Consider the following 19,698-nt stretch of genomic DNA (forward strand, 5'->3'; position numbering starts at 1 on the left):
CTCTGCACCTTGAGGCGCTCGTCCCGCTTGCGTATCCGCCGGCACACGAAAGTGGCCGCGCGTTATCAGCCGTTTGCGATTAGTGGATCTTGAGGTTCGTTGCCAGAAAATCCATGAAGGCTCTGACACGTGTGGGCAATTTTCCTCCTTGCCCTACGTAAACCGCATGCACCTCAGTCTTCGCGACGGGCATGAAACCCTCTAAAACCGAAACCAGGCGGCCATGCGCCAGATCTTGCTCAACCTGGCAAAAGCCTACGCGGGCAAGGCCGAGCCCGAGGATTGCAAGTTCTCGTACTCCGTTGCCGTCGCTGACCCGTGCGTTGCCGGTAACGGATACCGGAGTCAGTTGGCCGCCATCGCTGACCAGACTCCACTCCATCATCGGCTGACTGAAGGTGAACCCCAGACAGTTGTGGTCTGCAAGATCGGCTGGAATTTTTGGTGTGCCGCGTGCCGCAAGGTAGGCCGGTGATGCCACGATGAGGCCTCTCGTCTCGCCCAAGCGCCTGGCCACGAGATTGGAGCTTTTGAGTGGGCCGCTGCGAATGGCCACGTCAGCTCGTGCGCTGATCAGGTCGACGACTTCGTCACTGAGGAAAACCTCCACCGATACGCCAGGGTGATGTTGCAGGAACGTCGACAAGAGCGGTAGCAGGTACAAACGCCCGATATCGACGTTGCAGTTGACCCGCACTGTCCCCTGGGGGGCGGAGCTGGCTGCTGCTTCCTGCTCAGCTTCATCGAGCGCCGCCAGGATCGTCAGGCAGCGTTCATAGAATGCAGCGCCTTCAGGCGTGAGCAACTGTCGCCTTGTCGAGCGATTGAGCAAACGCGCTCCCAGGCGGTTTTCCAGCCTTGAGACCAGCTTGCTGACCGCTGATGGGGTCAGTGCACAGTTCTTGGCGGCAGCCGTATAGCCGCCGTCTTCAACGACCCTGACGAACACGTTCATTTCAGCGAAGCAGTTTATGTCCAGCCGTCTCATATGAATTCAAGTCACAAGTTGTATGCCCCAGACCCGGCTATATCTGCCGTGTTGCCACTCATACTCTAATCCAGAGGCTGAAAGGCGGAGGTAAATTTCAGCAAATGACGTGCCACCACTTGGAGACCAAGTCTGGAGGATGAGATGAACAGCGAGATAAAACTGGCCCTGATTCACAGTGGTGAAAATGAACAAGGTTCACAGCCTGCGCTAATGAAATGGGCGACTGATGTGTTAGCGCAGCGTGCAGAGTTCGAGCCTTGGTTACTAGAACCCGCCAACTTCCTGGTCAGGTCTGACAATGCGGCAGTCATACAGCGACGGGAAATTCTGCGCCAATTGGCCGAAGCTGATGCATTCCTGATCATTACCTCGGAACAGGGCAATGTTCATCACTGCGCGCTGAAGGCATTCATTGACCAGGTTTCGGATTGCTGGCACGCAAGGCCGGTGGCATTTATCGGTTATGGCGGAGTATCGGGTGGACTGTGCGCGATCAGTCAACTTCGCCAGATCCTGGCCGGACAGCACGCGGTACCCATCTGCAATTTCGTCTCCTTCCCTGATCCCTGGGGGGCTGAGGCAATATTTCAGACTGATCAAGCCAGGCTTTCAATGGCTCGAATGCTGGTACAGCTCAATTGGTGGGCTAGAGCCCTGAAAGCTGCCCGGGAACAAATGCCCTATGAACGGGTGGGCTAAGCGGCGCAAGTCGCCGCTGCAGAAATGGGCAAGGGTTACGCAGTATTCGACTAACGCAAACATGTTGCTCGTCCCTAACCTTGTTTCGAGGCCCGCTTCCTGGGCAAACGGCAGAGGAAACCGATCATGTTGAACATCAAGGACAAAGTCATCGCAATCACCGGCGCAAGCAGCGGGATTGGTGAGGCTACTGCGCGACTGCTGGCTAGCCAGGGCGCAAAAGTGCTGCTTGGCGCTCGTCGTACCGACCGACTTGAAATCATTGCTGGCGAGATCAACGCCTGCGGCGGCAAGGCGGAATTTCGTGCGTTGGACGTCACCGACCGAAAGGATGTCCAGGACTTCATCGACTTCGCCGTTACCCGGTTCGATCGGGTCGATGTCCTGGTGAACAACGCGGGTGTGATGCCTCTTTCCAAACTCGAGGCACTCAAGGTGGATGAGTGGGACCGTATGATTGACGTGAACATTCGCGGAGTTCTGCACGGTATCGCCGCTACGTTGCCGCTAATGCAGCGCCAACGGGCCGGGCAGATCATCAATATTGCGTCTATTGGTGCCTATGCAGTAAGTCCGACTGCGGCCGTTTACTGCGCCACCAAGTACGCTGTCCGGGCCATCTCCGAAGGCCTTCGCCAAGAGGTTGGAGGCGACATTCGGGTGACGGTCATCGCGCCGGGTGTCACCGAGTCCGAGTTGGCCGACAGCATCTCTGACGAGGGTGGTCGCGCAGAAATGAAGGCGTTTCGCAAAATCGCGATTTCGGCCGACGCCATAGCACGAGCGATTGCCTATGCCGTGGAACAACCTGCGGATGTGGATGTAAGCGAACTGATCGTTCGGCCCACGGCGAGCCCTTTCTGACGCCGGGGAAGTGACTGGCTGTAAGGAAACCATCAAAACAGCCAGACGCTTCCCCAGCAGGAGCGAACCTGCAAGAGTCAGACTTTCCGCGCCCAGCTTCCGAACATCACGTCACCGATGTAGATGCCTGCAGAGGCTGAGCGCTCCTGATCAAGACGCTCTTGCAACGTTTCAATTTCGACTTCTTCTGAACTGGCCACACCAAGTGCCGTGATTCGCGGCAAGCAAGCTCGAATTATGTTGCCGAGGCCGTAGGGAGTTTCAGGCGCGTAAGCGAGAAACGCAGCTCGGTGCGGCAAGGTTTGCAAGCCTAGCCCCCAGCCAATGTGAGAGCCAACATAAACGTCGGCCATCGTCGGCACTGTCAGCGCAGCGCCGCCCCAGCGATCAACCTGGACATGGAGTGTCGTACAACCACCCAACAGCAAGGTGAGCAACAGAAGAGCAAGCAGGTGCTGTTCGATTCTCACGGAAACTCCCAGGGGCGCACAGTTCGCATTCGGGACAGACTGCAGTTCGTCCTGAATGGCTGGTAAAAACCAACAATCGCCTTAAAATTCCTCTCCTCGGTCTCACTGCAATTTTCATGGGGAAATCCATTTTTGTAACCGTACGTCCTTTCGGACGAACTTCATAAATCTCATGAACCTCTACCGCTACACACCTTCCCTGGCCATTCAAGATGAACGACAGCTAATTCGGAGCCTTGCTAATGGTCAAGTCAGAAGCCGTACACGCTCCCGTACAAGCCCTGCTGCTCGAACGCAACGACTGGGTGCCGAACAATCCTCGTCTACCGGTGCTCATCTATATCAAAGCCATTGCCATTGAAGGTAGCGATCCAGCGGCTTTATTCGAGAAAACCTTCAGCGCCAATGGCTGGCCGCCACAATGGCGCTATGGCGTTTATGACTTTCACCACTACCATACCGAAGGCCATGAAGTGCTTGGCATCGCCTGCGGTTACGCTCGCCTGATGCTTGGCGGGCCGGAAGGTCGGGTGCTGGAAGTCAGTTCGGGTGATGTCTTGCTCTTACCCGCCGGCACTGGCCACTGCAACATGGATTCAAGTGATGACTTTCTGGTTGTCGGTGCCTATCCACCCGGTCAGAACGGCGACATTTGTCGCGACGCGCCGAGTCCGGAGCAATTGGTGAACATGAAAAATCTACCGTTCCCGGATCAGGATCCGGTGCAGGGGGTAAATGGCGTGTTACATCGGCATTGGAACTATCAGTCCTGATCGCATGCTCTAGGAAGTGGTCATTAGCTGTACTGATGCTATGCGCCCGGGTTTGTCAGTTGAATATATAAAGACCAGGAAGCCAGGACGATCCAGAATGTCGCGAAGATCCAGGGGGTACGAACGGAAAACAGCAACGCCTTTCGATAACCCTTGTGCGTGGATTCACGTTCGATGAATAGCGGTGTTTCGCCGCGCCAATTACCCGTTTTCTCTCCGGTCGTCGATCGCTATTCACCGTATTAAAACTTTTATTTCTACTTCACTCTCAAACGCTGTGTGCCCATCCCAGGTCCTTCGGACTTACTCACCTGCAGTACACCGTCCAAAGCTGATCAACTCGAGTGGTAAAGCTCTGGCTCATCATCTCCCTGCGCATGCCCCAATCCGGATCGGTCGGCACACTTGCCAAACGCATCGTCCCCCTGCCCCAACGGCCGTTGATAGCATCCAGTACGCCCATCACTTTCTCGGTCGCTTGCGGCTGCGAGATTGAGAAGAGGTCTTCGGTGTACTCGCCCTTTTGGCAAAGGTTAACCAGCAGCACCTCGGCTTTACTGTATTTGAAGCCTTGTCGAAAGATCCGATCCACCGCGTCCACCGCCGCGGTCGTCATTAAGCGAACATCGTCGGTGGGATACGGCAATTCCACCAGCACGCCATTGGCGTATTTCGCTTCCTCGGGATTGAACATGCCCGTGCGAATGCTAATCCTGATTTTTTTGCACAGCGACTGCTGGGCCCGCAGCTTCTCCGTGGCTCGCATCATGTAGGTGGCGACCGCCTCTTTGATCGGCGCTATCTCGGTCAGACGCTTGCCGAACATGCGACTGCAACAGATCTCTTGCCTGGGTGGGTCAGGTTCGTCGAGCTCAAGGCACGGTGTACCGGCTAACTCGCGAGCGGTCTTTTCGATGACCACACTGAATTTTTTGCGCAGTGTCCAAGGGTCGGTTTTGGAGAGGTCCCAAGCGGACTTGATACCCATACCTTCCAGGTGCAGGGTCATCTTTCGACCAACGCCCCATACGTCTGAGACCGGGCACTTCTTGAGCACCCAGTCGCGTTTGGTCCGATCACGGAGGTCGACGACACCACCGCTCTGCGCCTGCCACTTTTTGGCCGCGTGATTGGCGAGCTTGCTCAGGGTTTTAGTGCCCGCAATACCAACGCCGACGGGTATGCCGGTGCTTCGGTAAACCTGAGCACGGATACGCCGGCCGAGCGCCTCCAAATCACCTGGCACGCCTGCCAAATCTGCGAAAGCCTCATCGATACTGTAGACCTCAACGGCGGGCACCAGGGACTCGATCACACTCATCACGCGTTCACTCATGTCCCCGTACAACGCATAGTTCGACGAGAACGCGACTATCCCGTGCTGCTTGAGTTTGTGTTTGATCTGGAAGTACGGCTCGCCCATCTTGATGAACGGCTTGCTGTCCGCGCTGCGGGCGATCACGCAGCCGTCGTTATATCTGAATGACTCTAACAGTTAGTAGATTGTAACATACTGTTTTATAAGCATTTTACAAGACTAACAATTTTTCAATTTTTCGAGGCCTCTTGAAACCCTTCACGACCACTGTTCGAACGCCAACGCAACCATCGTCATCCCAGCAGGTCATGCGTACAGTCGCCCGCAAGCTGGCAAGGCCGATCTGATTGAGGTGGCAGAAAAGAGCGTTTGCTCACGGTAAGTGGGCACCATCGTGCCGACGTACAGAAATCAACCGGACGCATACATCTAGCTAGGCGAACGGGGCATCACGCCCTGCCGGGGAGCCCAGCTGTGCAGCAACAGCTCGATCAAGGCGCTGGCTTTCAGGGTTGGCAAGCGCGTGAGCACGTCCTTTAGGTAGATCGAAAAAAGAAAGATTAATTTCCTCCCGGTTAAACCTCCACGTTGCTTAATGGGCGGAGGTTTGAGCACGATCATCAAGCCTTCATGGCAAGAATTCGCCGACCACCGTTGAGGACAAGCAGCCCGACAGCAAAACCAATGGCAAGGTCGGGATAAGGCGAACCCGTAAGCATAACCAGTAAGCCAGCAACAATAACCCCTAGGTTGGCCAATACATCGTTTGCTGAGAATATCCAGCTTGCTCGCATGTGAGCGCCACCATTCCGGTGTTTTGATATCAAGAGCAAACAGCCAACATTGGCCACAAGGGCGACCAGGCCAACCCCCATCATCAACAATGACTCAGGTTCGCTGCCGAAAATAAATCTGCGCACAACTTCCAATAAAACGCCTAACGCGAGCGCTATTTGTAGAAAGCCCGACAGATGTGCGGCCTTAAGCTGTAGACCCTTGCTCCGTCCAGCGGCATAGAAGGCAAGGCCATAAACAGCGGCATCGGCGAACATATCCAGTGAATCCGCAATCAACCCTGTGGACTCAGCAATAACCCCAAGAACCAACTCGGCTACAAACATAAGAGCGTTGATACCCAACAAAGCTTTAAGCACTCTGGACTCGTCTAGAGCCTCCTGGGCGTCAGCTTTCCCTCTCTCCGCGACCTCGCTTGGTGCGCAAGCCCGCGTACCTATCAGGGTCGAGCCAAGGCCCAAGGAATCGAGCTTGTTAGCGTGCAGATCTATCGCCCCCGAGTGATAGACGTGAACGCGCCGTTGACTGAGATCGAAGGATAACGACTCGATACCTTCCAGTCCCTCCAAAGCCAAGCGAATCATGCGTTCTTCAGAGGGACAGTCCATCTTGGGTACAGAAAACTCACTGACCCACGCAGCCCCATTGCTTCGGGTGGACACCTCATTCGACGGTGCAACGCTATTCGCACAACCACAAGCTTTGTCACCACTCATCCCGTTCACCTCCTAACAAGTAGGCAGCCTAAATACACCCTGTAGCAGGTACAGGGTCAACCATTGATCCCAGTCAGGCTATGCCAAAAATTGAGGTCTATATTGGAAAGTAGTGATTCACCCTCGATCAATCACCCGCTGCAAGGAGTAGAAGATGAAAGCATCCCAACTCGCCGCCGTCGCTTTGGCGGCAGCGCTTTTCCCCGCATTAGCCTCCGCGCAGCAGGACTCAACCGCTGCTAAATCGGCCCAACAGCAACCGATAAGCGTTGAGCAATTCGACCAAGAGATGGCGAAGGCACAAGAAAATCTCAAGAAAATGCAGGAGCAAATGAGCCAAATCCAGAAAGCTAGCGACCCTGCACAGCGTCAGAAACTGATGCAAGAGCACCAAACCATGATGCAGCAAGGAATGCACATGATGAACGGAATGCGTGGCGGCGGAATGATGGGGTGCTGCGGAGGGGGCATGATGGGTGGCCATATGATGGGTAACGGTCAGATGATGGGAGGTGGCCACATGATGGGTGACGGTCAGATGATGGGAGGTGGTCACATGATGGGCTGGGATCAAATGGGCAGCCACTACTCCCAGATGACGCCTGAGCAGATGAAGCAGCATCAATACATGATGGATAGGTACATGGGCATGCAGCAAATGATGATGGATCAGATGATGCAGCATCAGCAACACATGGGCACACCGCCTCGCTAAGCCCTCACGTCGACGCCACGGGGGGCATCCTATTCCACCATGAGTTAGGCAGGCCCCCACCGATGCGGCAGCAGTTACCCCGGAGTGGAACATGAAGCACGAGGTGCTGAGCCCCAGCTATACAACCAGGATCGATCAGCTACGGATGGTGAAATAAGCCCCTGGGGCTACTTAGCCCCAGGCTTCGGTGCTAGCGTAACTACCTTACCTTGGGCAACGCCATCCAACTGGGCCAGCTCAATCATGAGGCGCTGGTTCACCGACGCGAGCCTGGCTAACTCCTCAAGAAGCAGGCTGTTCTCCGCCCGGAGCGCCTTGTTCAGTTCTTTCTCCTTCATCAGTGCTTGATGCTTGGAGTCACGCTGGGCGCGCACCGACTTGCCCATAAGGTTGCGAATACGTTCCGCCACCGCAGGGTAGGTGTTATGGATAAGGCCCGGCGTTACTCCTGCGGCCCTGGCAACTGAGGAGATGCTGAGCTTTTGGTTGCCCTCGACCATGCCATCGATGACCTTGTCGAGTGCATCGGTTGTCTTTGGCCGAGATCGTCCAGTGGAGCGAGGCTCCGTCGCTTGCTTAGTCATTCACAGCCCCTTCTTGCTCGTCGTCATGGGGGGATATGCCTAGGCTGTTGATAACATCGAGCGCGACTTTCAAATCACGCTCGGCACGCTGTCTTACTGCTGGGCCTGCATCCTCAATTTTCATCAGCTCCCGCTGTTGCGAGTAGATAGCATGCCAAGTGCCGGCGAATGTCTCATCAATTACCGAATGCTTGCACCCAGGGCACCGTGTCGCCTCGTATAAGCCCGCACCTCCGCATCCGCGCTCTGTGGCAATGCACCAGCCATGGCCAGTCGCCCGAATATTCGCATGAGGCGCAGTTTGGGCCAGTAGAGCGGCCCTGTTCTTGACCGGAATAGCCCGCAACTCAACGATCCTCTCTCCTGCGCCTCCGGCCAATGGCTGATCGTCGAGCCAAGATTCAATCAGGTCGATTTTGAATTCGGTCATCTGCTGGAGGATCTCATCGAACAACGTGAGATCCTGAAGGGGGTTGGAGGCATAGAGCTGAGTCATGCTCATACTGCTGTGTTTGAACTGCCACTTGAGGAATACAAGCGAAGCACGCCCCATACGAGACTCTACAAAGCACCGGGCATAGGTGCGACGGCACTGGTGAGTCCGCAATGGCCAATCACTTCCAGCGGCTTTTGCGAGCCGCTTGAAGGCCTCATTGGAACCTGCGGCGCTGAGCACTTCGATGTGTCCAACACGCTCGGTTTTGTTGCCGCTTCCATTCAAGCAGAGGAACAGTCTCTTCGAGTCTTTTCTGGCCTTCTCCAATCGAAGCAAAAGATCAGCGGAGTCAGTTGAGTTGGGCGACAGTTCAAGATCGCTCAACTCCGCCTCAAGCTCTCTTCTCATTGGGGTTGAGCACATGGCAAAGAGATTTAACGCATCCAGCGTAAGCTCAGGGACAAGATATTCGACTCGCCCCTTTCCTGTTTTATGCTCGGTCGTGATTACCCAGCAGTAAGTAACACCATCCACCACCTCTTTTCGCCATGCACCGACTTCAATTCCGATGACTTCTTCGTTACGCATGCCGCTGGTAATTGACGCGATGTATAAGACAGCATCACGACAATTAATCATTTTGGAGCTGCGGCGAGTAAAGGTGCCAATGCCGGTGACCATCAAATCTTCTTTCGCCTCATGGACGACCTGCTCGCAGTAATTAAATATCTTCGCCTGATCGTCTGGTGGAATTATATCCGTCCTACCGGTGTTCTTATTAGCAGCTGAACTGCCCCTTGTTTCTCCAATTCCGCTAACTCGCCACAGGGACGACTCTCCCCATGGAAAATACTGAAGAGGGGAAATGGTTTCGACAGAGAAAATCCATAAAAAATCAATTATCCGCAGCCTGGAATAAAGAGGCATCGGCCTCAATGATTCTGACTTGCAATGATGTATGTAATTGCTGATATGTATAGGCCGAACATCGGAAAACCGTTCAATTCCCAAGCCACTAAGCCAACGAATGAACGGAATTACGCTGGCGCTGACGAGAGTTGTGATCCCCCTGGCGACAGGTGGCTTTGACCCTGGGAGCCCTCTCTTGAACCATGCATACGCGACTGCCTTGCAGTCATCAATCATCTCAGGTGGGAGATTAAAGTCCCAACTGACATACTTGTGCCCCTCGCTTACGTTAGATTGATCAAAGAATGGCCGAAGATCCCACCGAGCATCACCAAATCTGCTTAATACAAAAGTTTCGCCATGATCATTAACAATCGCACTAACAACTATCGCATCTCGCTCAGCCTTGCTTAGGCCCGAGGCTGTTACAGGTTGCGCGAACAGTACATCATAGGCCTTGAGAGCTGCCTTGGAGTTCCTATTAGCCGACAAGATCGCCCCCTCGAATTTTCCGCATAAACTCAATCTTGCATCCCCAGAACGGATGAGGGGACATTTTCGCTTTGGCTTTAGCCGCCTCGATCAGTTCAATATTAAATTTTCTCGACGTAAACTCGTCAATGAGCCTGATGAAATCGCCTTGGCGTTTGCGCCATCCCGCCCACTCATCCGTTAAAAAATACTCCATCTCCGCGCGCAGAAACTGCTGATAGCTGAACAGTCGATACAAGTCATCAAGAGTACCGACAATTGCGTAACTAGGACATGTCAAGCAATGAATGAACTCGGAACAATGGGTGACACCATCTTTGGGCGCCAGGCTTCCATAGAGGCTATCTTTACAGCCTCCTGGGGGTGTCGGTGTGACATTGATGCCACGCAGCTGATCGGTGAAAGCCGATCCGACGAAGATCGCTCCCTCAACCCTGATCTCGTCATTTATCTTCAAATAATGGTTATCAGCGACGCTAGGGGACTGGCCCATCACGGCGGACACTTCCAGTAGGTCGCCGCCGCTGAGCTTCCAAAGCCTACTTTCCATAGTCTTTCGAAGACGACTGAGATTAACGATCAGCGGCTTGCCCTGATCATCCTTCAAAGAGTGTCGCGCACAAATACTCTTCGTTGATTGAAATAACGTGCTGGAAGCAAGCGCGACTATCTTATGACCATGCCCATTCTGTCCGGATCTATATAGCCAAACATGCGACTTAATATTCTCAGGTGCAAACCCAACCAGTGGTTCAGAAATTGACAAAGCCTTATTTACAACAGCAACCCCATCTAAAGGAATTGAGTTGTATTCGTCATGCAGTCCCGTCTGTCGAATGGTTTTGCTCTGAGCACCCTTTCCGCGTCTTTTTACGGTGTTCAAAAGTCGAAGATTAGGGATGAATGGGTGTGGCTGGAGCGCATCTCTAGACATTTCTAGGAGCGGCGTAGTGTTAATGCCAGATCTGGCGGCTGTAATCAGTAACAAGACCGTCATTGCTTCAGCGTCATTCCCAGGGAATAACCCCTTATGAATAGCTATTAAGTCTGATTTTAGTGCAGTTATAAGACCCTGCATTTCCGAGAGGCTGAGCGGCTTCGCGTCATTGGTGGATTTCGCGTTATTCGGGAAAGGAACAACTGGAAGAAAATTATCTTTGTCTGTCTCAATGAATCCGTATTCAATTAGACTGATGATCAATGACCTCAGTGAAGTGTAATAGTTCTTTGCAGTCGACCCGTTTGGATATTTTAGCTTCAACCAAGAAACATATCGATCAAGATGCCGTCTAGTTAGACTGTTGGGGGATGACGGTGGTGAATCAATCGCTCCGCTTTTCAAGAAGGCCATGAAATATCGAAGGCCATAGCTGGAGTACCCTACAAGAGTAGCCAGAGAGAAGTTCCCTCCATTGACCAGCGCCCTGATTACATGAGTGCTCTGAATGGCCCATGCGTCAAAGCCAAGCCCAATGTACTGAGTGTGATCAATTTTAGTTACATTCCGAGGATTTTTCGGGAGATCGATTACAAGCTCATTCTCTACGGTCTCGAATCCTTTAGTGACCGAATGCATCTCGGCCTTATAGCTTTTCTTTCGGGCCAACAGTAGTACCTCAGGCGCTTGGAGTAGAGCCGGCCATAAACATCATGTCTATCTCATCCTCATGGGCAAGAACAGACTGAGCCTCTAGCTGATTAATTAGATGCAGATACACCATTGTTGTTTGAATGTCGGAGTGCCCCATTCTGTCTCGGACATAGAGTAACGGCTCGCCTTTAAAATCTCGGCTTTTTCGCAATGCAAGAAGGGTATAAGTTCCATAGGTATGGCGAAGCATATGGGCCCTAACATAAAAGCCGCACTTGCGCTCATACGCTTTCATCACGTCGACGATAGAGTCTTTCGCGTATTGCCGCCCCTCCTTGGTCAGCACCAAGGCCGTGGTGCGTCCGTTGCCGGTCGCTTTCCGTACTTCGCGCTTATGAAGCGTGTACGACCACATTTCCTCCATCAGCGACCAAGGCACGTCAATTGTCCTCGGACGGTTGTACTTGAGATGCATGTCCGATGGTTCAAGAGCCACGCTGATCATTTGCCCAGGACGTAGGCCCTTCTTCAGCCGAGGATTAAAGATGTACTTGAGAGGGAAAGTGCGAGCCTCGCAGGAGCGAAGGCCAGTACGAACCATTAGATGGAACAAGATCCGGTGACTCGGATCTGCATCAAGGGCGAGGCAAACCTTTGCCTGATCTTTGGTCAGGAATTTGGTCAATCGCTTACGCTCTCGCACCATCACTGAGGGTTTGGTACTCGCGGCGTTAGGACGCGCTACGTGACTGAGAAAGCCAGAGTGCGGAGTCGCTCTGACCCTTCGCTCGCCAAAGGGTAGAACTGCGATCAGATCACGCTGCTTGGCCCATTGGTAGAACCTCACAATTAGGTTCAGTCGCTTATTCAGTGTGCTGGGATCTAGCTCCAGCTCACCGCTCGACCAGTCTCTATATCGCGACAGGACGCTCAGGCCATCTGCCTGACTCTCCTCATTCCAGGCCAGGCCATTAGCCTCCAGGAAGGCGAAGTAGTCGAACAGACGGCGACCATAGGCCTCCCACGTCAGAACACTGAGTGCCTCACCTGACTCGACTAGGATGTGCCATAGGAATGATTGAGCCGGTTCCACAGGCCAGCCATCTGAACCAACCAAGAGCGGGAAACCTTTGAAGGATCGACCGGCTACCGTCAGGTCTTTTGTCGCGAGCACTAACCTCATTCCACAGCCTTCAAGCCCCTATTAGTGATCTCCCATCAAGAGCCGGGACAAACCTCGATCAGGGGGGGCGGACTGTAATGGATTAGCTAACAGTTGGCACCCTTCAGATCATTGTTCGACAGCACCACGATGGGCGTCTTGAGCAGATCAGGGCGGAACACTCGCTCGCAGCTCGCGTAGAAGCTGTTGCAGTCGATAAGAGCGAAGACGGGCTCAGGCTTTTGGATCATGAGCGCGCACACTGAACGTCACCACACCCCAGATGATCAACTCGTCGCCTTCGAGGATATAGCGCGGGGGATAGCCTACATTCTCGGACATCAGGATGACGTTGGCGCCGCGCTTGCACAGTCGTTTGCATACCGGCTCGCAGTTCACTGCGGCAATCACGATGTGCCCGTGCTCAGCAGTGATCGAGCGATCCACCACGACCATGTCCCCGTCGAATATCCCGGCGCCTTCCATGCTGTGTCCCTCGATACGCACCAGGTAAATATGCGGGGCGCGGATGTCCAGGAGCTCGTCGATCGAGATGTGCTGCTCAAGATGATCAGCCGCTGGCGATGGAAATCCGGCAGGGACTTTGAACGAGTAAAACGGGAGTTGGACTCCCCCCGCTGCTAATGGACCAATAATGGTGAAGCTCATGAGACACGCCTGGTTAAACTGTATATGTATACAGTTAACGTCGAAGACTGCTCGCGGTCAATCTCGAACGTAGATGATTACGACCGGTGGATTTTTTTGGAAGGTTTTGCGGATTTACAGCCTGGTTTTTTGGCTTTGAACTGAACGATCCGATTCAGGCAACCCTCTGAATTTCGATGAGCTGCCATTTTTTCGTGAACAAACCGGTGTCAGGAGGTTTTATGAGCGCACAGCAAATTGAGTACTCTTTCGAGGTCTACGAAAAGTCTTTCACTAATGCCGCTGTTTGGAGCGTTGAAGCGATAACGCCCTTCCCTGCAGTGTCGATAGGTGATCGTTTCAATCATCTAGGCCTTGACATTGCATGGGGCAAAACGGCCTCCGAGGAAGAGGAATATCGAGTAGTCGATATAGACCACGTTTTTTCGGATACCGGAGGCAAACTTGCGCACAAAACCAGGGTGAAACTGATGCTGACACACCGCAATCAGGAATATTGAAAACCTGGTCAACGATGAATGTCGGGGCGTTACGCTATGAACCTGCGCCGACGGCGTCGGTACTGGCTGGACGTCACCCATCAATGGTGACTAACAGCCCCCTCACCTCATCGTCACTCCACCGCAGCTGCAATCGTTCTGGAGCGCCAGGCAAACGCTAACACCATCAGCAGTCCCAAACCTGCCATTGCCGCTCCGGCCAGGGAAATCGCTGGATAACCCAGACCTGCGTTGATCACCGCGCCGCCCATCGCCGCACCAATCGCGTTGCCGAGGTTGAAGGCGCCGATGTTCACCGCCGAGGCCAGATTTGGCGCGTCTTTGGCAGCCTCCATGACGCGCATCTGCAGCGGCGGCACGAGGGCGAAGCTGGCGATCCCCCAAATCAGGATGGCAACGGCGGCCGGCAGCGGCCAACGCATCAGTACGGTGAACGCCAGCAAGACGAGAATCAGCACGCTCAGCGAAACGATCAGGGTGCGATCTATCGAGCGGTCGGCGGCCTTGCCGCCCCACATGTTGCCCAGCGTCAAGCCCACACCAAACAGCACCAGCATGGCGGTGATGTAGGCGGTGGACGCATGGGTCTCGCTGCTGAGGATCGGCGCGATGTAAGTGAAGACGGTAAACATTGCACCCGAGCCGACTACGGTCAGGGCCAACGCGCCCAGCACCGGGCCACGGCCCAGTACCCGAATTTCGGCCAGTACACCGGCGCTTTGCGGCGCCTGCAAGTTGGGCAAGGCGAACCACAACGCGGCCATGGCCACCACGCCGAGGCCGGTAATACCCCAGAATGCGGTGCGCCAGCCGAACAGTTCGCCAAACCAGGCGGCCATCGGCACACCGCCGATGGTCGCCAGGGTCAGGCCCATGAACATTGCCGCCACCGCCCCGGCACGTTTCTCCGGGGCGACCACGCTCGCGGCGACGATGGAGCCAACGCCAAAGAACGCGCCGTGGCTCAGTGAGGTCACCACTCTGGCGACCATGAGGCTGTAGTAATCGGTAGCCAGAGCTGACATCAGATTACCCAGGGTGAAAATCCCCATGAGTCCGACCAGCAGATAGCGCCGGGGAATCCTGCCGGTAGTCAGGGTCATCAGTGGCGCTCCGAGCAATACGCCCAGGGCGTAAGCACTGACCAACAGACCTGCGGCGGGAATGGAAACGCCGAGATCCGCAGCGATGCCCGGCAACATGCCCATCGGGGCGAACTCGGTAACGCCGATGCCAAAGGCACCCATGGCGAGTGCTACAAGTGGTGGATTGATACGCATGGAAGGCTCCTCATCTATGCCGCTAATGCTACGATCCAATCTTTTCAGGCGGTAGAGCGCATTTTTGGCAATCACCTTTGCGTAAGGAGCACAAGTGGACTTCAATGGCAGGTCAGGTGAAATGAGCGTGTTCGCCACCGTGGCGCAGGAAGGCAGCCTGTCGGCCGCCGCGCGTACATTGGGGCTGACACCCTCGGCGGTCAGTCGGATCATCGCGCGTACCGAGCAACGTCTTGGCACCCGCCTGCTGTTGCGCACCACTCGAGCGATCACCTTCACCGCCGAGGGTGAAGCTTTCCTGCGCGGCGCCCGGCGTATCCTGGCCGACATGGACGAGGTTGAAGAAGCCATTGCCGATCAGGGCGTACCAAGGGGCCGGTTGCGGGTCAGCGCCGCCCTTGGTCACGGGCGGCTGGCCATCGTTCCCTTGGTGGCAGCATTCAGCGCCCGTTACCCGAACATCGTCGTCGACCTCACCCTCGGCGACGAAGTGGTCGACATTCTTGGCGGCAAGGCCGACGTCGCGGTACGCTTCGGCCATCTACCCGACAGCCCGTTGACCGCGCGCAGGATCGGCGACACCGGCCATGTAGTGGTGGCATCGCCCAAGTATCTGCAGCGCCACGGCATCCCCCAGGAACCGGAAGACCTGCTACGGCACAACTGCCTTCGCTTCAACTTCCGACGTGCCGAACCCAACTGGCCGTTCATCCGCGCTGGAGAAGAGTTTTCCCTGAAGGTCGGCGGCAACATCGAATGCAGCAGTGGTGAAGCGCTGGCACAACTTGCGCGAGTAGGTGCCGGCATTGCGCGTATCGGCGAGTTCAGCGTGAGCGAGGATCTGCAGCGCGGTGACCTGATACCGCTGCTGCAAGCCTGGAACCCTGGCGACCAGGAACCGATTCATGCGGTGTTCGTAGGTGGCTCGGCAATGCCGGCGCGGGTGCGGTTGTTCGTGGACTTCCTGTTGGAACATCACCGGATGTAAGCGGTGGCGCCACCTGTCCTTCCGGGTGCAGATTGGCCGAGATGGCTATTCGTGGGAGGTCGCTTTCGATCGATGAGCAGGGCAAGAGAGTGGCATCACCGCTCGACAGCCCTGAAACCCAGACTTTGATTGAAACGCAACAGATAGCCATCCGGATCCAGCACCAAAAAGTTGAGCTCTCCATGCTCACGCTCGTTATCGCGGTACCAACACTCTTCGATGGGTCTGCGCAATTCAATACCGGCGTCTTCGATGGCCTTGGCCAAGAAGTTGGCATCGGCGCAACGGATGGAAAGATTCATCCCCCGGCCATAGGGTGCTTCCAGAGGGCCAACTCGCCATGGAGATTCATTCAGGTCATCCTCTTCCAGCATCAACTGGCTGCCTTGAAACGACAGAAAAGAGAATTTATGTTCGGGCCTTTCGTATTCAATCTGAAAGCCCAGTACCCGGCAGTAAAACGCCAGACTGCGTTGCAAGTCAGAGACAATCATCTCTGGAACCAGTGGGTTCATCTTCATGTAAGGACTCCTTGTCGTTGTAGACATCTCAGGCAGCAAAACGCTGCCCTGTCTGCCGGGCCCGTTTGTACCACAATCGAGCAGGCAAGCGCTGCTGCCCGACATCACGCCAGCCCTTCTAGCCGAAGTGCTTTCTGAACGGCAGGGCGCGGGTGCACGCGCTCGTACCATAGTGGGAAAATCCAGATGCCGGTTGATCAGGACAGCTAGACTCGGTCGCTGCCTGGCCCTGTGCAAATTTATCTCACACTGCACATTGGATCCCTTAAAAAGAACGCTGTATTTCGTCCGATAATCGAACGATTTATTATCAATGCTAAACTGTTGATTATTAACGGTTTTATAGATGCATCTAGAAATTTTACAGAAAATCAATCAATAGCCCACTTTTCAATGGATCCATAAATTGATTGACTGGCACTGCACGGTGTCAGGTACAGCGCCTGCCCGCTCATAAAAATAACAAGGGTGTCGGGATGAATGAGTTCTCAATCGGGTTCGAGCTTTGGCTTGCACCCAGCTTCGTGTGCCTTTCTCGCTTTGCCATTACGCAGCCTCTTCTCGAGGGGCAGCCATGAGTGTCGATCTGAAAAGCGTGGTAGATGAGCGTCCCATGGCACACTTCCAGTGGCTGGCCGTGGGCATCTGTATTGTCCTGAACATGATCGATGGCTTCGACGTGCTGGTGATGGCCTTCACGGCGTCCTCGGTGTCTGCCGAATGGGGCCTGAATGGCGCGCAGATCGGCTTGCTGTTGAGTGCCGGATTGTTTGGCATGGCGGCAGGCTCGCTGTTCATTGCACCCTGGGCGGATCGTTATGGACGTCGGCCATTGATCCTGTTTTGCCTGGTCCTTTCGGGTGCCGGCATGCTGTTGTCAGCCTTGAGCCAGACGCCGCTGCAACTGGCGCTGCTGCGCGGGTTGACCGGCCTCGGGATCGGCGGAATCCTGGCCAGCAGTAACGTGATTGCCAGTGAATATGCCAACAAGCGCTGGCGCGGGCTGGCGGTGAGCCTGCAATCCACCGGTTACGCCTTGGGCGCGACCCTGGGCGGTCTGTTATCGGTGTGGCTGCTGACGCACTTTGGCTGGCGTTCGGTGTTCATCTTCGGCGGGGCCGTGACCCTGGCGGTGATTCCTTTGGTACTGCTGTATTTGCCTGAATCGCTGGACTTCCTGATCGCCCGTCGCCCCGCGAACGCCCTGGTGCGCATCAATCGCCTGGCCGTCCGTCTCGGCCAGCCGGCACTGCGCGAACTGCCCGTCGCCCTTTCGGCGCCGACTTCCGGCCGTGGCCGCCTGGCGCAGTTGCTTTCGCCCGAAACCCGGCGCACCACCCTGCTGATCTGGCTGCTGTTCTTCCTGGTGATGTTCGGCTTCTACTTCGTGATGAGCTGGACGCCGAAGCTGCTGGTCTCGGCAGGGCTGTCGGCACAGCAAGGCATCAGCGGCGGCGTGCTGCTGAGCGTCGGCGGCATCTTCGGCGCCGCGCTGATTGGCGGCCTGGCCTCGCGCTGGCGGCTGACCCGGGTGCTGTCGCTGTTCATGCTGATTACCGCGGGCCTGCTGGTGCTGTTCGTCGGCTCTGCATCATCGGTCTCGATGGCACTGGGCCTGGGCCTGCTGATCGGCTTGTTCGCCAACGGTTGCGTGGCTGGCTTGTACGCGCTGTCGCCGATTGTCTACGACGCCTCGGTGCGCACCACGGGGGTCGGTTGGGGCATCGGCATCGGACGCATCGGCGCGATCCTGTCGCCCACCGTTGCCGGTCTGTTGCTCGACAGCGGTTGGCAGCCACTGCACCTGTATGGGGTATTTGCCGTGGTCTTCGTGATTGCCGCCGCCGTGTTGCTGCAACTGCGGCCCAAGGCCCCGGCGCAGCCTGCCGCCCAACCCAGCCAGGCCTGACCCAAAACAGTAGCGAGGCTTCGCCCTCGCTACTGACAACATCCTCCAGGAAAACAACAATAATGACTTGCTTCCCTCTCCCTCCCCGGGCCTTGCTCGGCGGTGCAATGGCGCTTGCCCTGATGCCTTCGGCACACGCTGAAAGCCGCGGCTTTTTCGAAGATTCCAAGACCAGCCTGACGCTGCGAAATTACTACTTCAATCGGGACTTCAACGATCCCGGCGCCAGCAAGAGCAAGATCGAAGAATGGGCCCAAGGCGCGATTCTCAAGTTCAGTTCCGGTTACACCCCGGGCGTTGTCGGCTTTGGCCTTGACGGTATCGCGATGCTGGGCATCAAGCTCGACAGTGGCCCGCAACGCAGCGGGTCGGAGCTGTTGCCAGTGCATGATGATGGTCGCGCCGCCGACGACTACGGGCGCGCGGGGCTGGCGGCAAAAATGCGAATGTCCGACACCGAGCTGATGCTCGGCGAGCTCATGCCGGATATTCCGCTGCTGCGCTACGACGACGGTCGCCTGCTGCCCCAGACCTTCCAGGGCGCCATGCTGGTGTCCCGGGAACTTCCCGGCCTGAGCCTGCAGGGCGGTCAATACACCTCGGTGAGCCTGCGCAACTCTTCGGACATGCAAGACCTCTCGGCCTGGGCGGCGCCCACCGTCAAGTCGGACGGCTTCAACTACGCGGGCGCCGAATACCGCTTCAACGAACAACAGACCCAGATCGGCGCCTGGTACTCGCAGCTCGAAGACATCTATCAGCAAAGCTATCTGAACCTGCTGCATAAACAGAAGGTCGGTGACTGGACCCTGGGCGCAAACCTGGGCTACTTCATCGACAAGGAAGACGGCAGCGCCCTGATCGGCAATGTGCAAAGCCATACCGCCTACGGATTGTTTTCGGCCAACCTGGGTGGCCATACCCTGTACCTGGGGCTGCAAAAGGTCAGCGGCGATACCGGCTGGATGTCGGTGTATGGCAGCAGTGGGCGGACCCTGGGCAACGACATGTTCAACGGCAACTTCAGTAACGCCGACGAGCGCTCCTGGCAGGCGCGTTATGACTACAACTTCGTCGCCGTCGGCATTCCCGGCCTGCTGCTGATGACCCGTTACGGTCATGGCGACAACGCCACCACCAAGGCCGGCAGCAATGGCAAGGAATGGGAACGCGACACCGAGGTCAGCTACACCCTGCAAAGTGGCCCGCTGAAAAACCTCAGCGTGCGGGTCAACAACGCCACCAACCGTCGCAGTTTCAACAGCGACTTCGATCAGACCCGGGTGATCGTCAGTTATCCCCTCTCCCTCTGATCT

General features: G+C 55.7%; 19 protein-coding genes and 1 pseudogene. 8 read left to right on the forward strand and 12 right to left on the reverse strand.

Going from position 1 to position 19,698, the window contains the following annotated elements; all coding sequences use genetic code 11:
- Positions 1 to 79 precede the first annotated feature (79 nt).
- A complete protein-coding gene (locus KHO07_RS16175; RefSeq protein WP_150732578.1) occupies positions 80 to 988 on the reverse strand; it encodes a LysR family transcriptional regulator in 909 nt (302 codons plus the stop codon).
- Between the two features lie 144 nt (positions 989 to 1,132).
- Between KHO07_RS16175 and KHO07_RS16180 the strand changes: the two genes are divergently transcribed.
- Entirely contained in the window at positions 1,133 to 1,690 is a 558-nt protein-coding gene (locus KHO07_RS16180) for an NAD(P)H-dependent oxidoreductase (RefSeq protein ID WP_212624872.1), read from the forward strand.
- A gap of 126 nt (positions 1,691 to 1,816) precedes the next feature.
- Complete coding sequence (locus KHO07_RS16185) at positions 1,817 to 2,554, forward strand: SDR family oxidoreductase (RefSeq protein WP_212624873.1); 738 nt, start codon at positions 1,817 to 1,819, stop codon at positions 2,552 to 2,554.
- A 77-nt stretch (positions 2,555 to 2,631) separates the two neighbouring features.
- On the opposite strand, the gene KHO07_RS16190 is transcribed toward KHO07_RS16185, so the two are convergent.
- Positions 2,632 to 3,024 (reverse strand): hypothetical protein, encoded by a 393-nt coding sequence (locus tag KHO07_RS16190; RefSeq protein ID WP_212624874.1) that lies wholly within the window; start codon positions 3,022 to 3,024, stop codon positions 2,632 to 2,634.
- 242 nt (positions 3,025 to 3,266) lie between these two features.
- On the opposite strand from KHO07_RS16190, the gene KHO07_RS16195 reads away from it, so the two are divergent.
- On the forward strand, positions 3,267 to 3,797 hold the full coding sequence (locus tag KHO07_RS16195; protein ID WP_150732574.1) for a cupin: 531 nt from the start codon (positions 3,267 to 3,269) through the stop codon (positions 3,795 to 3,797).
- 307 nt (positions 3,798 to 4,104) lie between these two features.
- On the opposite strand, the pseudogene umuC reads toward KHO07_RS16195, so the two are convergent.
- Together umuC and KHO07_RS16205 are read right to left on the reverse strand one after the other, a co-directional pair.
- Positions 4,105 to 5,271: pseudogene (gene umuC / locus KHO07_RS16200) on the reverse strand (translesion error-prone DNA polymerase V subunit UmuC); the annotation flags it as partial.
- Between the two features lie 464 nt (positions 5,272 to 5,735).
- The gene (locus KHO07_RS16205; protein ID WP_052906047.1) at positions 5,736 to 6,626 is read right to left on the reverse strand and encodes a cation transporter; all 891 of its coding nucleotides are present in this window, start codon (positions 6,624 to 6,626) and stop codon (positions 5,736 to 5,738) included.
- 154 nt (positions 6,627 to 6,780) lie between these two features.
- Here KHO07_RS16205 and KHO07_RS16210 point away from each other — a divergent pair, with 154 nt between their 5' ends.
- On the forward strand, positions 6,781 to 7,341 hold the full coding sequence (locus tag KHO07_RS16210) for a hypothetical protein (protein ID WP_045633889.1): 561 nt from the start codon (positions 6,781 to 6,783) through the stop codon (positions 7,339 to 7,341).
- Between the two features lie 167 nt (positions 7,342 to 7,508).
- Here KHO07_RS16210 and KHO07_RS16220 read toward each other — a convergent pair whose 3' ends face one another.
- The 6 genes from KHO07_RS16220 to umuD all read right to left on the reverse strand — a co-directional run bounded on the left by KHO07_RS16220 (position 7,509) and on the right by umuD (position 13,184).
- Positions 7,509 to 7,925, reverse strand: coding sequence for a TetR family transcriptional regulator (locus KHO07_RS16220; protein ID WP_170934336.1), 417 nt, complete (start codon positions 7,923 to 7,925; stop codon positions 7,509 to 7,511).
- On the reverse strand, positions 7,918 to 9,762 hold the full coding sequence (locus KHO07_RS29205) for a site-specific integrase (protein WP_230679663.1): 1,845 nt from the start codon (positions 9,760 to 9,762) through the stop codon (positions 7,918 to 7,920). Before KHO07_RS29205 ends, KHO07_RS16220 begins: the two co-directional genes overlap by 8 nt.
- Complete coding sequence (locus KHO07_RS16230) at positions 9,752 to 11,368, reverse strand: hypothetical protein (RefSeq protein WP_047299985.1); 1,617 nt, start codon at positions 11,366 to 11,368, stop codon at positions 9,752 to 9,754. Before KHO07_RS16230 ends, KHO07_RS29205 begins: the two co-directional genes overlap by 11 nt.
- 10 nt (positions 11,369 to 11,378) lie before the next feature.
- Complete coding sequence (locus KHO07_RS16235) at positions 11,379 to 12,536, reverse strand: site-specific integrase (protein WP_045633891.1); 1,158 nt, start codon at positions 12,534 to 12,536, stop codon at positions 11,379 to 11,381.
- Between the two features lie 86 nt (positions 12,537 to 12,622).
- Positions 12,623 to 12,766, reverse strand: coding sequence for a hypothetical protein (locus KHO07_RS16240; RefSeq protein WP_244858223.1), 144 nt, complete (start codon positions 12,764 to 12,766; stop codon positions 12,623 to 12,625).
- Positions 12,750 to 13,184: a translesion error-prone DNA polymerase V autoproteolytic subunit gene (gene umuD / locus KHO07_RS16245; protein WP_150732573.1), complete on the reverse strand. Its 435-nt coding sequence runs from the start codon at positions 13,182 to 13,184 to the stop codon at positions 12,750 to 12,752. The genes KHO07_RS16240 and umuD overlap by 17 nt, the downstream gene beginning before the upstream one ends.
- A 221-nt stretch (positions 13,185 to 13,405) precedes the next feature.
- On the opposite strand from umuD, the gene KHO07_RS16250 reads away from it, so the two are divergent.
- On the forward strand, positions 13,406 to 13,684 hold the full coding sequence (locus KHO07_RS16250) for a hypothetical protein (protein ID WP_150732572.1): 279 nt from the start codon (positions 13,406 to 13,408) through the stop codon (positions 13,682 to 13,684).
- 113 nt (positions 13,685 to 13,797) lie between these two features.
- Here KHO07_RS16250 and KHO07_RS16255 read toward each other — a convergent pair whose 3' ends face one another.
- A complete protein-coding gene (locus KHO07_RS16255) occupies positions 13,798 to 14,964 on the reverse strand; it encodes an MFS transporter (RefSeq protein WP_212624875.1) in 1,167 nt (388 codons plus the stop codon).
- Positions 14,965 to 15,058: 94 nt separating this feature from the next.
- Between KHO07_RS16255 and KHO07_RS16260 the strand changes: the two genes are divergently transcribed.
- Positions 15,059 to 15,952, forward strand: a complete 894-nt coding sequence (locus KHO07_RS16260) for a LysR family transcriptional regulator (protein WP_212624876.1) — start codon at positions 15,059 to 15,061, stop codon at positions 15,950 to 15,952.
- Between the two features lie 95 nt (positions 15,953 to 16,047).
- Here the strand turns inward: KHO07_RS16260 and KHO07_RS16265 are convergent, their stop codons facing one another.
- The gene (locus KHO07_RS16265) at positions 16,048 to 16,473 is read right to left on the reverse strand and encodes a VOC family protein (protein ID WP_150732571.1); all 426 of its coding nucleotides are present in this window, start codon (positions 16,471 to 16,473) and stop codon (positions 16,048 to 16,050) included.
- A 574-nt stretch (positions 16,474 to 17,047) separates the two neighbouring features.
- Between KHO07_RS16265 and KHO07_RS16270 the strand changes: the two genes are divergently transcribed.
- Together KHO07_RS16270 and KHO07_RS16275 are read left to right on the forward strand one after the other, a co-directional pair.
- The gene (locus KHO07_RS16270; RefSeq protein ID WP_212624877.1) at positions 17,048 to 18,382 is read left to right on the forward strand and encodes an MFS transporter; all 1,335 of its coding nucleotides are present in this window, start codon (positions 17,048 to 17,050) and stop codon (positions 18,380 to 18,382) included.
- 107 nt (positions 18,383 to 18,489) lie between these two features.
- On the forward strand, positions 18,490 to 19,695 hold the full coding sequence (locus KHO07_RS16275; protein ID WP_244858308.1) for an OprD family porin: 1,206 nt from the start codon (positions 18,490 to 18,492) through the stop codon (positions 19,693 to 19,695).
- Positions 19,696 to 19,698: the final 3 nt, after the last annotated feature.

Origin of the sequence: Pseudomonas sp. PP3 (assembly GCF_905336995.1) — a bacterium.
Classification (GTDB): Bacteria; Pseudomonadota; Gammaproteobacteria; order Pseudomonadales; family Pseudomonadaceae; genus Aquipseudomonas; species Aquipseudomonas reinekei.

What these genes read in the sequence shown, in the direction of transcription:
- KHO07_RS16175 (WP_150732578.1), bottom strand. Translation starts at nt 988, where the DNA reads ATGAGACGGCTGGACATAAACTGCTTCGCTGAAATGAACGTGTTCGTC.
- KHO07_RS16180 (WP_212624872.1), top strand. Translation starts at nt 1,133, where the DNA reads ATGAACAGCGAGATAAAACTGGCCCTGATTCACAGTGGTGAAAATGAA.
- KHO07_RS16185 (WP_212624873.1), top strand. Translation starts at nt 1,817, where the DNA reads ATGTTGAACATCAAGGACAAAGTCATCGCAATCACCGGCGCAAGCAGC.
- KHO07_RS16195 (WP_150732574.1), top strand. Translation starts at nt 3,267, where the DNA reads ATGGTCAAGTCAGAAGCCGTACACGCTCCCGTACAAGCCCTGCTGCTC.
- KHO07_RS16205 (WP_052906047.1), bottom strand. Translation starts at nt 6,626, where the DNA reads ATGAGTGGTGACAAAGCTTGTGGTTGTGCGAATAGCGTTGCACCGTCG.
- KHO07_RS16210 (WP_045633889.1), top strand. Translation starts at nt 6,781, where the DNA reads ATGAAAGCATCCCAACTCGCCGCCGTCGCTTTGGCGGCAGCGCTTTTC.
- KHO07_RS16220 (WP_170934336.1), bottom strand. Translation starts at nt 7,925, where the DNA reads ATGACTAAGCAAGCGACGGAGCCTCGCTCCACTGGACGATCTCGGCCA.
- KHO07_RS16235 (WP_045633891.1), bottom strand. Translation starts at nt 12,536, where the DNA reads ATGAGGTTAGTGCTCGCGACAAAAGACCTGACGGTAGCCGGTCGATCC.
- KHO07_RS16240 (WP_244858223.1), bottom strand. Translation starts at nt 12,766, where the DNA reads ATGATCCAAAAGCCTGAGCCCGTCTTCGCTCTTATCGACTGCAACAGC.
- umuD (WP_150732573.1), bottom strand. Translation starts at nt 13,184, where the DNA reads ATGAGCTTCACCATTATTGGTCCATTAGCAGCGGGGGGAGTCCAACTC.
- KHO07_RS16250 (WP_150732572.1), top strand. Translation starts at nt 13,406, where the DNA reads ATGAGCGCACAGCAAATTGAGTACTCTTTCGAGGTCTACGAAAAGTCT.
- KHO07_RS16255 (WP_212624875.1), bottom strand. Translation starts at nt 14,964, where the DNA reads ATGCGTATCAATCCACCACTTGTAGCACTCGCCATGGGTGCCTTTGGC.
- KHO07_RS16265 (WP_150732571.1), bottom strand. Translation starts at nt 16,473, where the DNA reads ATGAAGATGAACCCACTGGTTCCAGAGATGATTGTCTCTGACTTGCAA.
- KHO07_RS16270 (WP_212624877.1), top strand. Translation starts at nt 17,048, where the DNA reads ATGAGTGTCGATCTGAAAAGCGTGGTAGATGAGCGTCCCATGGCACAC.
- KHO07_RS16275 (WP_244858308.1), top strand. Translation starts at nt 18,490, where the DNA reads ATGGCGCTTGCCCTGATGCCTTCGGCACACGCTGAAAGCCGCGGCTTT.